The organism is Rhizobium sp. AN6A, assembly GCF_900215635.1.
In the GTDB taxonomy this organism is placed as follows: domain Bacteria; phylum Pseudomonadota; class Alphaproteobacteria; order Rhizobiales; family Rhizobiaceae; genus Agrobacterium; species Agrobacterium tumefaciens.
In genome coordinates, this window is sequence record NZ_OCNC01000004.1 from 2307448 (window position 1) to 2323629 (window position 16182).

The following is a 16182-nucleotide window of genomic DNA, read 5'->3' on the forward strand; positions in this document are numbered from 1 at the left end:
GGCTATGATCTACAAGGCTATCGTCTTTCTTCCTCTGATCGGCTTCCTGATTGCCGGCCTGTTTGGCCGGTCGATCGGCGCCAAGGCTTCGGAATATGTCACCACCGGTCTGATGATCGTGGTCGCCGTCCTGTCGTGGATCGTTTTCTTCTCCGTCGCGCTTGCCCATGGCGAGCCGGGCGAGGTGATCAAGGTCACCGTGCTGCGCTGGATCCAGTCCGGCGGCATCGACGTCGAATGGGCGTTCCGCATCGATACGCTGACGGCCGTCATGTTCGTCGTCGTCAACACCGTCTCGACGCTGGTGCACCTCTATTCGATCGGATACATGCACCACGATCCGCATCGTCCGCGCTTCTTTGCCTATCTTTCGCTGTTCACCTTCGCCATGCTGATGCTGGTGACCTCCGACAACCTGCTGCAGATGTTCTTCGGCTGGGAAGGCGTTGGTCTGGCGTCGTACCTGCTGATCGGTTTCTGGTTCAAGAAGCCTTCGGCGTCTGCTGCTGCCATGAAGGCGTTCATCGTCAACCGTGTTGGCGACTTCGGCTTCATTCTCGGCATATCAGGCGTCTTCGTGCTGTTCGGCTCGATCAATTTCGAGACCATCTTCGCTGCCGCCAGCACCTATCTGCCGGCTGAAGGTGCAGCTTCCACCGAAACCGTTATCAACCTGTTCGGCATGCAGCTGGACAAGGCCAATGCGATGACGGGCGTCTGCCTGCTGCTTTTCATGGGCGCCATGGGTAAGTCGGCGCAGTTCCTGCTGCACACCTGGCTGCCGGACGCGATGGAAGGCCCGACCCCTGTGTCAGCCCTCATTCACGCCGCAACCATGGTCACCGCCGGTGTCTTCCTCGTTGCCCGCATGTCGCCGCTGTTCGAATTGTCGCATGATGCGCTCACCGTCGTGACGCTGGTCGGCGCCATCACCGCCTTCTTCGCAGCGACCGTTGGTCTCGTGCAGAACGATATCAAGCGCGTGATTGCGTATTCGACCTGCTCGCAGCTCGGTTACATGTTCGTGGCACTCGGCGTCGGCGCTTATGGCGCGGCCGTGTTCCACCTCTTCACGCATGCCTTCTTCAAGGCACTGCTGTTCTTGTGCGCCGGTTCGGTCATCCATGCCGTCGATGGCGAGCAGGACATGCGTTACATGGGCGGCCTGCGCAAACATATCCCCATCACCTTCTGGACGATGACCGTCGGCACGCTGGCGCTGACCGGTGTGGGCATTCCGGGCACGATGATCGGCTTTGCCGGCTTCTTCTCGAAGGACGTGATCATCGAATCCGCTTATGCGTCCCATTCGGTGCTGTCGGGTTTTGCCTTCACGCTGCTGGTCATCGCCGCGCTGTTCACCAGCTTCTATTCCTGGCGTCTGGCGTTCATGACCTTCTTCGGCAAGCCGCGCGCTTCGGCTGACGTGATGCACCATGTGCATGAATCGCCGATGGTCATGCTGATCCCGCTCTTCATCCTCACCGTCGGCGCGATCTTCGCCGGTGTTGTCTTCGAAGGTTATTTCTTCGGTCATGAATATGCCGAGTTCTGGAAGGGTGCTCTCCTCACGCTTCCGGAAAATGAAATCCTTGACGAGTTCCACCATGTTCCGCTGTGGGTCAAGTGGAGCCCGTTCTTCGCCATGGCGCTTGGTTTCGTCACCGCATGGTACATGTATATCAAGTCGCCGGAGACGCCGAAGCGTCTGGCAGCGACCCATCGCGGCCTCTACCAGTTCCTCTTGAACAAGTGGTACTTCGACGAGCTTTACGACTTCCTCTTCGTGCGTTCCGCAAAGGCGCTTGGCCGCTTCCTGTGGAAGAAGGGCGACGTGGCCGTCATCGACCATTATGGACCGAACGGCATTGCAGCGCGTGTGGTTGACGTGACCAACCGCATGGTCCGCCTGCAATCCGGTTACCTTTATCACTATGCCTTTGCGATGCTGATCGGCATCGCGGCGCTTGTCACCTGGATGATGCTCGGGAGTGCGTTTTGATGACCGATTGGCCAATTCTTTCAACGGTCACCTTTCTGCCGCTCGTCGGCGTGGTGCTCTTGCTGCTGACCAATGAGAACGGCCCTTACGGTCGCCGCAACATTCTCAACGTCTCGCTGCTGACGACCGTTTTCACCTTCCTGGTATCGCTGTTCGTCTGGATCGGCTTCGATAATTCGAACCCCGGTTTCCAGATGGTGGAAAAACACGCATGGTTCGGCAACATCGCCGCCTATCATCTGGGCGTCGACGGCATCTCCATGCTGTTCGTCATCCTCACCACCTTCCTCATGCCTTTCTGCGTGCTGGCAAGCTGGCAGTCGGTTGAAAAGCGCATCAAGGAATACATGATCGCCTTCCTGCTTCTGGAAGTCGTCATGATCGGCGTCTTCGTGGCGCTGGATACGGTTCTTTTCTACGTCTTCTTCGAAGCAACGCTGATCCCGATGTTCATCATCATCGGCGTCTGGGGCGGCAAGGATCGCGTATACGCTTCCTACAAGTTCTTCCTCTACACGCTGCTCGGCTCGGTTCTGACCATGCTCGCCATCATGGCGATGTACTGGCAGTCCGGCACGACAGACATGACCGAACTTCTGAAATACGGCTTCCCGGCCGGCATGCAGACGTGGCTATGGCTTGCCTGTTTCGCGGCCTTCTCGGTCAAGATGCCGATGTGGCCGGTGCATACCTGGCTGCCGGATGCCCACGTGCAGGCGCCGACCGCAGGTTCCGTCATTCTGGCAGGCGTCATGCTGAAGCTTGGCGGTTACGGTTTCATCCGTTTCTCGCTGTCGATGTTCCCCTTGGCATCGGACTATTTCGCACCCTTCGTCTTCACGCTGTCGGTTCTCGCCATCATCTACACCTCGCTGGTGGCGATGATGCAGGACGACATCAAGAAGCTGATCGCCTATTCCTCCGTCGCCCACATGGGTTACGTGACCATGGGCATCTTCGCCGCCAATGTGCAGGGCGTGCAGGGCGCAATCTTCCAGATGCTGTCGCACGGCATCGTGTCGGGCGCGCTCTTCCTCTGCGTCGGCGTCGTTTACGATCGGCTGCATACCCGTGAGATCTCGGCCTATGGCGGTCTCGTGAACAACATGCCGAAATATGCCGTCGCCTTCATGATCTTCACCATGGCCAATGTCGGTCTGCCCGGCACCTCCGGCTTCGTCGGTGAGTTCCTGACGCTGATCGGCGTATTCCGCGCCAACACGCTGGTCGCGCTGTTTGCGGCAACCGGCGTCATCCTCTCGGCCGCTTACGCGCTGTGGCTCTACCGCCGCGTGATTTTCGGTGCGCTTGAGAAGGAAAGCCTGAAATCGATGCTCGATCTGTCGACCCGCGAAAAGGTCATCCTTTATCCGCTGGTTGCGCTGACGATCTTCTTCGGCGTCTATCCGGCTCCGGTTTTCGATGCGACAGCCGCTTCGGTCGATCTTCTGGTAAACAACTATACGGCTGCATTGCAGGCGGCGCAAAATGTTGCGCTTTCTATGAATTGACGACAGGACCCGTTGGACATGACCGCTGAAATTCTTTTTGCCAGTCTGCACATCGCGACGCCCGAGCTGATCCTTGCGGTCGGCGCGCTGGCGCTGCTCATGATTGGCGTCTTCTCGGGCGACAAGTCGACAACGACGGTCACTGGCCTCTCCGTGGCCCTGCTGCTCGTCGTCGGTCTCTGGATCGTCTTTGCGCCCGCTTCGGGTGTGGCTTTCGGCGGCGTTTACGTCGCCGATGCCTTCGGCAACTTCATGAAGGTGCTGGCGCTGATCGGCTCGATCACCGCCATGATACTTTCTGTCGGCCAGAGCCGTTTCGAGCCGGTCGGCCGGTTCGAATATCCGGTGCTTCTGGTTCTGGCGACGCTCGGCATCCTGCTGATGATTTCGGCCAACAACCTGATCTCGCTCTATATGGCGCTGGAGCTGCAGTCGCTTGCGCTCTACGTCGTCTGTGCCATCAACCGGGAAAGCCTGCGCTCCACCGAAGCGGGCCTGAAATATTTCGTTCTCGGTGCACTCTCCTCGGGCATGCTGCTTTACGGCATGTCGCTGGTTTACGGCTTTACCGGCAATACCGGCTTTACCGAAATCGCCCAGGTTCTGACGGCAGAGACCCGTTCGCTCGGCCTCGTCTTCGGTCTGGTTTTTGTTCTCGCCGGTCTGGCATTCAAGATTTCCGCCGTGCCGTTCCACATGTGGACGCCCGATGTTTATGAAGGCGCGCCGACCCCGGTCACGGCCTTCCTGTCTGCCGCTCCCAAGATCGGCGCCATGGCGATCTTCGTTCGCATCGTCGTGGACGCTTTCCAGCCGGTCTTTGCCGACTGGCAGCAGATCGTCGTCTTCATCTCCATCGCTTCCATGCTGCTAGGCTCGTTCGCGGCAATCGGCCAGAAGAACATCAAACGCCTGATGGCCTATTCTTCCATCGGTCACATGGGTTACGCGCTGGTCGGTCTTGCGGCGGGCACCGAGGCCGGTATCTCGGGCGTCATTCTCTACATGACCATCTACATGGTCATGACGCTCGGCACCTTCGCCTGCATTCTCTCCATGCGTCGCAAGGAAATCGGCAATGTCGAAAATGTCGAGGATCTGGCCGGGCTTTCCTCGACCAACCCCTTCATGGCAGTTGTTCTGACGATCCTGATGTTCTCGCTTGCCGGCATTCCGCCGCTCGCCGGCTTCTTCGGCAAGTACTACGTCTTCCTTGCTGCCATCGAAGCCAAGCTCTATCCGCTTGCCATCATCGGTGTGATCGGCTCGGTTGTCGGTGCGTATTATTATATCCGCGTCGTCAAGGTCATGTGGTTCGATGAGGCCAAGGGCAGCTTCGAGCGTCCGGCTGGCGAACTGAAAATCGTTTATGCGCTCTCTGGACTGTTCGTCGTCGCTTTCATCGTGTTCGGTGGTGCGCTCGGCAATGCAGTCACGGTTGCGGCAAAGACGTTCTTTTGAGCAATACGCACAAGCATACGGGCCGGATGTCCATCGATGACTTCCGGCACGAGGCGATGGCGGAAACGCCATCGACCAACATAGAATGTTTCGCTCGGGCAAGGGCAGGCGATGGCGGCAATCTGTGGATCACCGCCATACGCCAGACTGGCGGGCGCGGTCGCCGCGGCCGGCCTTGGGTGTCTGAACCCGGCAATCTCTACGCTTCGCTTCTTCTCATCGATCCGGCGCCGATGGACCGCATCGGTTCATTGCCGCTTGCCTTTGCGCTTGCCGTCTACCGCGCCATTCGCGCTGTGCTGCCGACGGGTGGCGATCCGCTAGAGATAAAATGGCCGAACGACGTGCTGATCGGGCGCCGGAAGACCTGCGGCATTCTGATGGAAGCCGAACTTCTGCCGGATGGGCGCCGCGCCATCGTCATCGGCATTGGTATCAATATCGCCCACAAGCCTGAAAACCCGCTTTATCCCGTTACCATGCTGTCCGAACACGGGGCGTCGTGCTCCCCCGACGAGCTGTTCGCGCATCTCTTCCGCGAGACAGCCGATGTGCTGCAAAGCTGGGATGAGGGCAGGGGCGTTTCCGGTGTCATGGCCGGATGGCGGGCGGCTGCCTGCGGTATCGGCGAACATATCACCGTCAATTTTCCGGATCGCTCGATCGGCGGGCGTTTCGTTGGAATTGATGATAATGGTTATCTGCTGCTGGATGAGGATGAGGGCACAAGGCGCTCCATCGCCGCCGGCGACGTGTTTTTTGGATGAGGTGGACGGCGTGTCTTCAAAGACCCGCGCCGAACCTCTCCCCACAGGTTGGAGCTTTCCTGCTGCTCATGAAAAGCAGGGTGACAGACCGGCTCCGCATCGGCCCGGTCGATCAGATGATTTTTCAGGTCCGATGCTGTTAAACGGGCGGCTGGGCGCGGCATATTGCCGTCGCCAGCGCGCTCTCGTGAATGGATAAGAAGAACAATGACTAAACAGGACGAACTGGTATTTCTGCCGCTTGGCGGCGTCGGCGAAATCGGCATGAATCTGGCGCTGTACGGATACGGTCCGGAAAGCAAGCGCCAATGGATCATGGTGGATTGCGGCGTTACCTTTGCCGGTCTCGATCTGCCTGGTGTCGATCTGGTTCTGCCCGATATCAGCTATATCGCCGAGCAGAAGAAGAACCTCAAAGGCATCATCATCACCCACGCCCATGAGGATCACTACGGCGCGCTGAACGATCTGTGGCCCGGCCTCAACGTGCCCGTTTATGCCTCGGGTTTCACCGCCGGCATGCTGGAGGCAAAGCGCGCCTATGAGGGCAGCCGTGCCGAAATTCCAATTACCCCGTTCAAGGCGGGTGATCGCATCAATGTCGGCCCGTTCGAAATCGAGGCCGTCGGCGTCAACCATTCGATCCCCGAGCCGATGTCGTTGGTCATCCGCACGCCGCTTGGCAATGTCATCCACACGGGCGACTGGAAAATCGACGAGGCGCCGTCTCTCGGACCGTTGACGGATGAGGCCCGTTTCCGCGCCATCGGCGAAGAGGGCGTGCTGGCGTTGATGTGCGACAGCACCAACTCGCTGCGCGACGGCGTATCGCCTTCGGAGCACGAAGTGTCTGAGGGGCTGCGGCAGATCATCGAAAATGCCGAGGGTCGCGTGGCCATCACCACCTTCTCCTCCAATGTCGGCCGTATCCGCTCCATCGCGCAGGCTGCGGAAGCTGCCGGACGCGAAGTGCTGCTGCTCGGCTCGTCGCTGAAGCGGGTCGTCAACGTTTCGCAGGATCTCGGCATCATGGAAGGCATCAAGCCGTTCCTGGCTGAAGACGAATACGGTTATATTCCGCGCAACAAGGTGGTCGTCATTCTCACCGGTTCGCAGGGCGAGCCGCGGGCAGCCCTTGCCAAGCTTTCGCGCGATGAGATGCGCAATGTGGCGCTGGCTGCCGGTGATACGGTGGTATTTTCCTCGCGCGCCATTCCGGGCAACGAGAAGGCGATCATCGACATCAAGAACGGCCTGATAGAGCAGGGCATCCATATCGTTACCGACAATGAGGCTTTGGTGCATGTCTCCGGCCATCCCCGCCGTAACGAACTTCTGAGGATGTACGAATGGACCAAGCCGCAAATCCTGGTGCCGGTGCATGGCGAGGCGGCGCATCTGGTGGCGCAGAAGGAACTGGCCGAACAGGCCGGCATTTCGCAGGTGCCGAAGGTTCGTAACGGCAACATTCTGCGTCTGGCGCCTGGTCCTGCGGAAGTCATCAACGACGCACCGCACGGCCGCGTCTTCAAGGACGGCAACCTCATCGGTGACCTCGACGAGATGGGGATCAGCAACCGCCGCAAGCTTTCCTTCGCCGGCCATGTCTCCGTCAATGTGCTGCTGGACAGCCGCTACGACTTCCTCGGAGATCCCGATGTCGTGCCTTTCGGCCTGCCGGAATTCGATGATGAGGGCGAGGACATGGAAGATACGCTCTATGACGCCGTACTCGGCGCCGTGGAAAGCATCCCCCGCGCCCGCCGCAAGGACCTTGCGCTGCTGCGCGAGTCAGTGCGCCGCGCCGTACGCGCCGCTGCCAACCAGGCATGGGGCAAGAAGCCGATTGTGACGGTTTTCGTCACCAAGGTCTGAACCGGAAAATCCCGGGTTTTCAAACCGTCACGCCCCGTCATGTCCGGACCATCTCGGACATGACGCAATCGCCGTCCGCGATCGTTCCTTCTCCTCTCTTGCAGCTTTTTACGCATGTTGCAGGGAAGTGATTCCGGTTCGCGGATGAATGCGTTACAAGGGGCGCATCACGCAGGAGGACGTCATGCCGCTTCTTTCGGTCTTCGCCATTTATTTCATCGTCTGGTGGACGGTGCTTTTCGTTGTGCTGCCGATTGGCCTTCGCACCCAAGAGGAAGAGGGCGATGTGGCGATTGGCACGGTTGCAAGCGCCCCGTCAAGGTTCAGGGGCGGGCGCATCGTGTTGTGGACAACGCTGATATCGGCTTTGATCTGCGGGCTCTGGTACGGCGGAACCTGGTGGTTCGGCGTCAGCATGGACGACCTTCCGAGAATTATCCCGGTTTTCGACTGAAGCACTTCACCCACGCCCTAGGATTAAGCGCGCCGCAGAATTTTGCAGCGTGGCGGGCTTCGTGATGCGATTTAAGGCAACATAAGCTGTGCTGCCGTTTTATGAACGGTCGCCACAAGATGCGTCAGTGCTGTCATATGGATGTCATATCAGTCGTGCACACACCATGAGGGTGTCTGGCGGGCAATTCGCTGTCACAATTTTACCGGAATAACCATTCGGGGCTGTGAACTTTGCCGGAATCAAAAAAAAACAAGGCATTTCAGCCTTGTTTTTCAGGTTTCGCGTGATCTGTAACCGTTACCGGGGCAGCGACAAGCGCGCCTAAGATCGAATCCTCCCAAGACTGACCGCGAAAACGGCAAGAATTTAGACTTCCTGCCTCTTTTGTGAGCTAAAGTTAGCCCAATCACCCATGCTTGTCATCTCATTTTTTGCATATTTGTTACAGTCGGCAAAAAATTCCCTGTGGTGCAATTTGTCGCACCAGATCAAGAATAATATTCCGGCCAAAGCGTTTTGACGCAAATTAGCTATCGCGAAAATGCCACGAAATCGCCTAGACAGGTCTTTGCATGGCGGGTTTTCTTCTTGGTCAGAAACAGCTATGTACGGCGCCAATATCCCTCTATTCGGGGCGATTCCCGCGCCTTTGCGTGTTGTTGCCCATACCAATGGAAGTCGTCATGCGTCTCAGCCGTTATTTCATGCCCATCCTGAAGGAAAACCCCAAGGAAGCGGAGATTGTCTCCCATCGCCTCATGCTGCGTGCGGGCATGATCCGGCAGCAATCGGCTGGCATCTATTCCTGGCTGCCGCTCGGCAAGCGCGTTCTGGACAAGGTCAACAGGATCATCCGCGAGGAGCAGGATCGCTCCGGCGCGATCGAGCTTCTGATGCCGACGCTGCAGACCGCTGAGCTGTGGCAGGAGAGCGGCCGTTATGACGATTACGGCAAGGAAATGCTGCGCATCAAGGACCGTCAGGACCGCCAGATGCTGTATGGCCCCACTAACGAGGAGATGATCACTGACATCTTCCGGTCCTATGTGAAGTCCTACAAGAACCTGCCGCTGAACCTCTACCATATTCAGCTGAAGTTCCGCGACGAGGTGCGCCCCCGTTTCGGCACCATGCGCTCGCGCGAGTTTCTGATGAAGGATGCCTATTCCTTCGATCTGACCAAGGAAGACGCGATCCACTCCTATAACAAGATGTTCGTCGCTTACCTGCGCACCTTCGAAAGGCTTGGCCTGCGCGCCATTCCCATGCGTGCCGATACCGGCCCGATCGGCGGCAATCACAGCCACGAATTCATCATTCTGGCCGATACCGGCGAATCAGAAGTCTTCTGCCACAAGAGCTTCCTCGACCGCGCCATCCCCGCCGACGATACCAACTTCGACGACGTCGCAGCCCTTCAGGGCGTTTTCGACGAATGGACGGCCGACTATGCCGCCACCTCGGAAATGCACGACGAAGCTGCTTATGACGCCATTCCCGATGGCGAGCGCCTTTCCGCGCGCGGCATCGAAGTCGGCCACATCTTCTATTTCGGCACCAAATATTCCGAGCCGATGGGCGCCAAGGTGCAGGGTGCTGATGGCAAGGAACACCCCGTTCACATGGGGTCCTATGGCATTGGCCCGACACGCCTTGTTCCCGCCATCATTGAAGCATCGCATGACGAGAACGGAATCATCTGGCCGGCTTCGGTCGCTCCTTTCGATGTCGTGATTATCAACATGAAGGCAGGTGACGCAGCCTGTGATGCGGCGTGCGAAAAGCTGTATTACTCGCTCTCCAATGCCGGCAAGGATGTTCTTTATGACGATACGGACGACCGCGCGGGCCAGAAGTTCGCGACTGCTGACCTGATCGGCGTGCCGATGCAGATCATCGTCGGCCCGCGTTCGGCAGCGAACGGTGAAGTCGAGGTGAAGGATCGCAAGACCGGCGACCGTGAAACCGTCACAATCGAAGCGGCAATGAACAGGGTGCTTGGCTAAGCGCGAAATAGTGAAAGTGACGAGCGGTTTTCGCCTGAAATCCGCTCCAGCTTTATGAGATCAAGATCAGGGGTCGGTTTTTCGTGAAAACCGGCCTTTCAAGTTCAGATCAGGGAGACGACATGGCAAAAGCCGAGGCTGACAAGGGTGCGGCTCCTTCCGCCCGGGAAAGGACCGCCCGGCCGTTTTCCGCTTTCGAGCGCATGGTCGCCTGGCGCTATCTGCGGTCGCGGCGCAAGGAAGCGTTCATTTCCGTCATCGCCGGCTTTTCCTTCGTCGGCATCATGCTGGGCGTCGCGACGCTCATCATCGTCATGGCTGTCATGAACGGTTTTCGCACGGAGCTGATTTCGCGCATTCTCGGCATCAACGGCCATATGATCGTCCAGCCGATCGACCAGCCCTTCAATAATTATGATGAGCTGGCGAAGAAGTTCTCCGCCATTCCGGGCGTGACGATGGCCCTGCCGCTGGTAGAGGGGCAGACATTGGCCTCCGGTCGCGGTGGCGCCGGCTCCGGTGCGCTCGTGCGCGGCGTTCGACAGGACGATATCGACAAGATCAAGGAAGTCGCCACCAACGTCAAGACCGGCGATCTCGTCGGCTTCATGGCGGGCGACGGGGTTCTGGTTGGCTCAAGGCTTGCCGCACAGCTTGGCGTGACGGCGGGTGACGATATCACCCTCATTTCGCCTGAAGGCGATGTGACGCCGATGGGTGTCAACCCGCGCGTCAAATCCTACAAGATTTCGGGCGTCTTCGAGATCGGCATGTCGGAATATGATGCGTCGATGATCTATATGCCGCTGTCCGAAGCCCAGCTTTATTTCAATGCCGAAGGCCTGGTGCAATCCATCGAGCTTTACGTCAGTCGCCCCGACAATGTCGACGGCATCCGCCCGCTGGTGGAGCAGGCAGCTGAACGGCAGATCTATATCACCGACTGGAGACAGCGGAACCAGACCTTCTTTTCCGCCCTGCAGGTGGAAAGAAACGTGATGTTCATGATCCTGACGCTAATCGTTCTGGTGGCGGCGCTCAACATCATTTCCGGCCTCATCATGCTGGTGAAGGACAAGGGCAGCGATATCGCCATTCTGCGCACCATGGGCGCCAGTTCCGGCGCCGTCATGCGTATCTTCTTCATGACGGGAGCTGCCATCGGTACCGTCGGCACATTCGCCGGTGTGGCACTCGGCGTCATCGTCTGCCTCAATGTGGAATCCATCCGGCAGTTCTTCTCATGGGTGTCGGGCACGGTGCTGTTTGATCCGCAGCTCTATTTCCTCAGCCAGCTTCCGGCCGAAATGGATATCAGCGAGACCATTACCGTCGTCATCATGGCGCTGACGCTTTCTTTCCTGGCAACCATCTTTCCGGCATGGCGGGCTTCCAAGCTCGATCCGGTGCAGGCCCTGCGTTACGAATAAGGACCGCTTCACAATATGGCAAAAAAATCAGTGCTGCGGCTTACCGGCGTCGAGAGGACCTATGGTCAGGGCGAGACGTCGCTCTCCATTCTGCGCAAGGCCGATTTCGAGTTGAAGAGTGGTGAGATGGTGGCGCTTGTTGCCCCCTCGGGCACCGGCAAATCCACGCTGCTGCATCTCGCCGGGCTTCTCGAACATCCGGATGCCGGCGAGGTCTTCATCAATGACGCGCCATGCAATGGTCTGCCGGATGAAAAGCGCACGGCGATACGCCGCAGCGACATCGGTTTCGTCTACCAGTTCCATCATCTGCTGCCGGAGTTTACGGCGGTGGAGAATGTGATGATGCCACAGCTCATCGCCGGTTTGACCCAGGGCGAGGCCCGCAAGCGTGCGAGCGCGCTGCTCGATTACATGCGCGTCGGCCATCGCGGCGAACATCGCCCGGCTGAACTTTCCGGCGGTGAACAGCAACGTGTGGCGATTGCCCGCGCCGTTGCCAACGCACCGCTCCTGCTTCTCGCCGACGAGCCGACCGGCAATCTCGATCCCGAGACCGCGCATTATGTGTTCGATGCGCTGGAGGCGCTGGTGCGCCAGTCCGGCCTTGCCGCACTGATCGCCACCCATAATCATGAGCTTGCCAACCGCATGGACCGCCGGGTGACGCTTGCAGACGGCAAGATCGTCGACTTCTGATCGTGATGCGGTGAGGCGATCATACCGCCTTTGCGATCTGTTCTGCGGCTGAGTCTGTCTCCCGCCAGGCCACTCGTTCTTCCCACAATTGAATTTTCACGAACCCGGAGGTGTTTTTGCCTCCGGGTTTTTTTGCTTTGGAGTCAGTGGCTTGCCATTCACGAAGGTGGAACCGCAGCCGATTCTGTCGCGTTAGCAAGGGGAATATCAGTAAAAGCCTGTTGACAATCGAACAAAATGAGAACAAAGTTAGAACATAACGAGTAAGGAGAGACCAATGACTGATTTCATCCGTGACGTTGCCGCTTTCGCCTCCATCGCTGTGTTTGTCGCCAGCTTTTCGGTGATCCTCACTGCCCTGTGAAGGGCACACCGGCGCAGAAGCCTGTATAGACGCCGAAAGGCGGTGGACTTTGAATGCCGAAAATCGGAAAATCGCCCCCTCGATTCAGAATGACAGGATGACGATATGGGCGAGACGGTTGCGCGTGGAGAGACCTCTGGCGAAACGCTGAAAACACCCGGTTTCGTCCATCTGCGGGTTCACTCCGCTTACTCCCTGCTTGAGGGGGCTTTACCCCTCAAGAAAATTATGTCCAAGGCCGTTGCAGACGGCCAGCCGGCAATAGCAATTACCGACACGAACAATCTTTTCGTCGCGCTGGAGTTTTCCGAAAAGGCGCGTGATGAGGGCTTACAGCCGATTATCGGCTGTCAGGTGTCGATCGACATGCAGGATGCGGTGGATGATCGCCGCAACCACAACAGCCACCTTGCCAAGCTTCCAGCCATCGTGCTGCTCGCGGCTGATGCCGGAGGGTACGAGCGGTTGGTGGACCTTATCAGCCGCGCTTATCTGGAAGGTGAAAGCGGTGGCCAGTCCGTGCATATTACCCGCGCATGGCTGGAGGAAGCCTCCAATGCCGGGCTGATCGTGCTGACGGGTGCCTCCGGTGGTCCGGTGGATATGGCTCTGAAGGAAGGGCATATGGCGCAGGCGAGAGAACGCCTGCTGGCGCTGAAATCACTCTTCGGTGACAAGCTTTATATCGAATTGCAGCGTCAGTCCGGTTTCGACCGCGTCCATGAGCGGCGTATGATCGGGCTTGCCTATGAACATGATATTCCGCTGGTCGCCACCAACGAGGCCTTCTTCCCTTCGAGGGCCGATTATGAGGCGCATGATGCATTGATGGCGGTGGCGCATAACGCCATCGTTTCCGATGACAGCCGGTTCCGCCTGACCCCCGACCATTATATGAAAAGCCGTGAGGAGATGACGGAGCTGTTTGCCGACCTTCCGGAAGCACTGGAAAACACCGTCGAAATTGCAATGCGTTGCTCGTATGTGCTGAAGAAGCGTGGGCCGATCCTGCCGCGCTTCACCGGTGCCAGCGACGATCCCGAAGCGGCGCAGCGGGCAGAGGCCGAAGAGCTTCGCCGTCAGGCCGTCGAAGGTCTCGATCATCGCCTTGCGGCCCTCGGCATGGCGCCTGGCTACACAGAGCAGGAATATCGCGACAGGCTGGATTTCGAGCTTGGCGTAATCGAACGCATGGGTTTTCCCGGTTACTTCCTGATCGTTGCCGACTTCATCAAATGGGCCAAGCAGCAGGATATTCCGGTCGGCCCCGGCCGCGGTTCGGGTGCAGGCTCGCTCGTGGCCTATGCGCTGACCATCACCGATGTCGATCCTCTGCGCTTCTCGCTGCTGTTCGAACGCTTCCTCAATCCCGAACGCGTGTCGATGCCCGACTTCGATATCGACTTCTGCCAGGACCGCCGCGAAGAGGTGATCCGCTACGTGCAGCGCAAATATGGCCGCGAGCAGGTGGCGCAGATCATTACCTTCGGTTCGTTGCAGGCGCGCGCGGCATTGCGCGACGTCGGCCGTGTGCTGGAAATGCCCTATGGGCAGGTGGACAAGATCTGCAAGCTGGTCCCCAACAACCCGGCCAATCCGACGCCACTGTCGAAAGCGATCGAGGAAGAGCCGCGCCTGCAGGAAGAGGCGGACAAGGAACCCGTCGTTGCCCGGCTGCTTGATATTGCCCAGAAGATCGAGGGGCTTTACCGTCACGCCTCCACCCATGCTGCCGGTATCGTCATCGGTGACCGGCCGTTGTCGAAGCTGGTGCCGATGTATCGCGATCCGCGCTCCGACATGCCGGTTACCCAGTTCAACATGAAGTGGGTGGAAAGCGCCGGCCTCGTCAAATTCGACTTTCTCGGTCTGAAGACGCTGACGGTGCTGAAGGTCGCCGTCGATTTCGTTGCCAAACGCGGCATCAAGGTCGATCTCGCCGCAATTCCGCTGGACGACGCCAAAACCTACGAGATGTTGTCACGCGGCGAAACCATCGGCGTGTTCCAGGTGGAAAGTGCCGGCATGCGCAAGGCGCTGATCGGCATGCGCCCGGACTGCATCGAGGACATCATTGCGCTGGTGGCGCTTTATCGTCCGGGTCCGATGGAGAACATTCCGGTCTACAATGCCCGCAAGCATGGCGAGGAGGAGCTGGAGTCGATCCATCCCACCATCGACCACCTCCTGAAGGAGACGCAGGGCGTTATCGTCTATCAGGAACAGGTGATGCAGATCGCCCAGGTTCTGTCAGGTTACTCGCTTGGCGAAGCCGATCTTCTGCGCCGCGCCATGGGCAAGAAGATCAAGGAGGAAATGGACCAGCAGCGCGAGCGCTTCGTCGACGGCGCGATCAGAAACAGCGTGTCGAAGCCGCAGGCCAACACCATCTTCGACCTTCTGGCCAAATTCGCCAATTACGGCTTCAACAAGAGCCACGCCGCCGCTTACGCCATCGTGTCCTATCAGACCGCCTATATGAAGGCGCATTATCCGGTGGAGTTCCTCGCGGCTTCCATGACGCTGGATATGGCCAACACGGAAAAACTCAACGATTTCCGCCAGGATGCCAGCCGTCTCGGTATAGAGGTCGTGGCACCTTCGGTGCAGACTTCCTTCCGCCAGTTCGAGACGGGTGAGAACCGCATCTATTATTCGCTGGCTGCCATCAAGGGCGTGGGTGAGGGCGCGGTGGAACACATCGTTACAGTGCGCGACGGCAAGCCATTTGCGAGCCTGGAGGATTTCTGCCTGCGCATCGATCCGAAGCAGATCAACCGGCGTGTGCTCGAAAGCCTCATCAATGCTGGCGGTTTCGATTGTTTTGGCCGCGACCGCGCCGAGATGATCGGCGGGCTGGACCGCATCATCGGTTATTCGCAACGCGCTCAGGAAAGCCGCGTTACCGGCCAGTCGGACATGTTCGGCTCCGGCGGTGCAAGCGGTCCGGAAAAGCTCATCCTGCCTGCCTTCCAGCCCTGGCTCGCCTCGGAAAAACTGCTGCGCGAATATCAGGTGCTCGGTTTTTACCTGACCGCGCATCCGCTCGATACCTACCGCCCTGTATTGGAAAAGTTGCGGGTGCAGAATTTCGCCGATTTTTCCGCCGCAGTGAAACAGGGTGCGACCGCCGGGCGTCTGGCCGGCACTGTCACCGGCAAGCAGGAGCGCAAGACCCGGACCGGCAACAAGATGGGTATCGTCACCTTCTCCGATGCCTCCGGCCAATATGAGGCGGTGTTGTTTTCCGAAGGGCTTGCCCAGTTCCGCGATCTGCTCGAGGTGGGCAAATCCCTTGTTATCACCGTGCAGGCGGAAGAGCGCCCGGAAGGCATCGGTCTTCGCATCCAGACGGCGCAATCGCTCGAGGAGAAATCCGTGCAGATGCAGAAGGCGTTGCGGGTTTATGTGCGCGATTCAGGCCCGCTGAAAACCGTTGCCCGCCACCTCAATACCAAAGGTGACGGATCGGTTTATTTCATCGTCATCAAGGACGAGGGGAGCCGCGAGATCGAGGTGGAGCTGACGGAGAAATACCGTATTTCCCCTGAGATCGCCGCCGCACTTCGCTCCGCCCCCGGTGTTGTTGATGTGGAGCTGGTGTGAGGCC

The 16182-nt window shown here is 58.6% G+C and carries 10 protein-coding genes; all 10 read left to right on the forward strand.

Going from position 1 to position 16182, the window contains the following annotated elements:
- Window positions 1-4: 4 nt before the first annotated feature.
- Window positions 5-2002: an NADH-quinone oxidoreductase subunit L gene (gene nuoL / locus CRO62_RS23970; protein ID WP_097102320.1), complete on the forward strand. Its 1998-nt coding sequence runs from the start codon at window positions 5-7 to the stop codon at window positions 2000-2002.
- Entirely contained in the window at window positions 2002-3513 is a 1512-nt protein-coding gene (locus CRO62_RS23975; RefSeq protein ID WP_013635953.1) for an NADH-quinone oxidoreductase subunit M, read from the forward strand. Before nuoL ends, CRO62_RS23975 begins: the two co-directional genes overlap by 1 nt.
- Window positions 3514-3531: 18 nt before the next feature.
- On the forward strand, window positions 3532-4974 hold the full coding sequence (nuoN, locus tag CRO62_RS23980) for an NADH-quinone oxidoreductase subunit NuoN (RefSeq protein WP_097103275.1): 1443 nt from the start codon (window positions 3532-3534) through the stop codon (window positions 4972-4974).
- Between the two features lie 26 nt (window positions 4975-5000).
- Complete coding sequence (locus CRO62_RS23985; RefSeq protein ID WP_013635955.1) at window positions 5001-5741, forward strand: biotin--[acetyl-CoA-carboxylase] ligase; 741 nt, start codon at window positions 5001-5003, stop codon at window positions 5739-5741.
- 207 nt (window positions 5742-5948) lie between these two features.
- Window positions 5949-7616 (forward strand): ribonuclease J, encoded by a 1668-nt coding sequence (locus tag CRO62_RS23990; RefSeq protein WP_097102322.1) that lies wholly within the window; start codon window positions 5949-5951, stop codon window positions 7614-7616.
- A 148-nt stretch (window positions 7617-7764) separates the two neighbouring features.
- Entirely contained in the window at window positions 7765-8070 is a 306-nt protein-coding gene (locus CRO62_RS23995; protein WP_162692009.1) for a DUF1467 family protein, read from the forward strand.
- A 686-nt stretch (window positions 8071-8756) separates the two neighbouring features.
- The gene (gene proS, locus CRO62_RS24000; RefSeq protein WP_019565481.1) at window positions 8757-10079 is read left to right on the forward strand and encodes a proline--tRNA ligase; all 1323 of its coding nucleotides are present in this window, start codon (window positions 8757-8759) and stop codon (window positions 10077-10079) included.
- A 122-nt stretch (window positions 10080-10201) separates the two neighbouring features.
- The gene (locus CRO62_RS24005) at window positions 10202-11509 is read left to right on the forward strand and encodes a lipoprotein-releasing ABC transporter permease subunit (protein ID WP_003512696.1); all 1308 of its coding nucleotides are present in this window, start codon (window positions 10202-10204) and stop codon (window positions 11507-11509) included.
- Window positions 11510-11524: 15 nt separating this feature from the next.
- Window positions 11525-12208 carry an ABC transporter ATP-binding protein gene (locus tag CRO62_RS24010; RefSeq protein WP_013635957.1) on the forward strand — a complete coding sequence of 228 codons (684 nt, stop codon included), beginning with the start codon at window positions 11525-11527 and terminating at the stop codon, window positions 12206-12208.
- Between the two features lie 469 nt (window positions 12209-12677).
- Window positions 12678-16178 (forward strand): DNA polymerase III subunit alpha, encoded by a 3501-nt coding sequence (dnaE, locus tag CRO62_RS24020; RefSeq protein ID WP_097102325.1) that lies wholly within the window; start codon window positions 12678-12680, stop codon window positions 16176-16178.
- The last annotated feature ends 4 nt before the right edge of the window (window positions 16179-16182 follow it).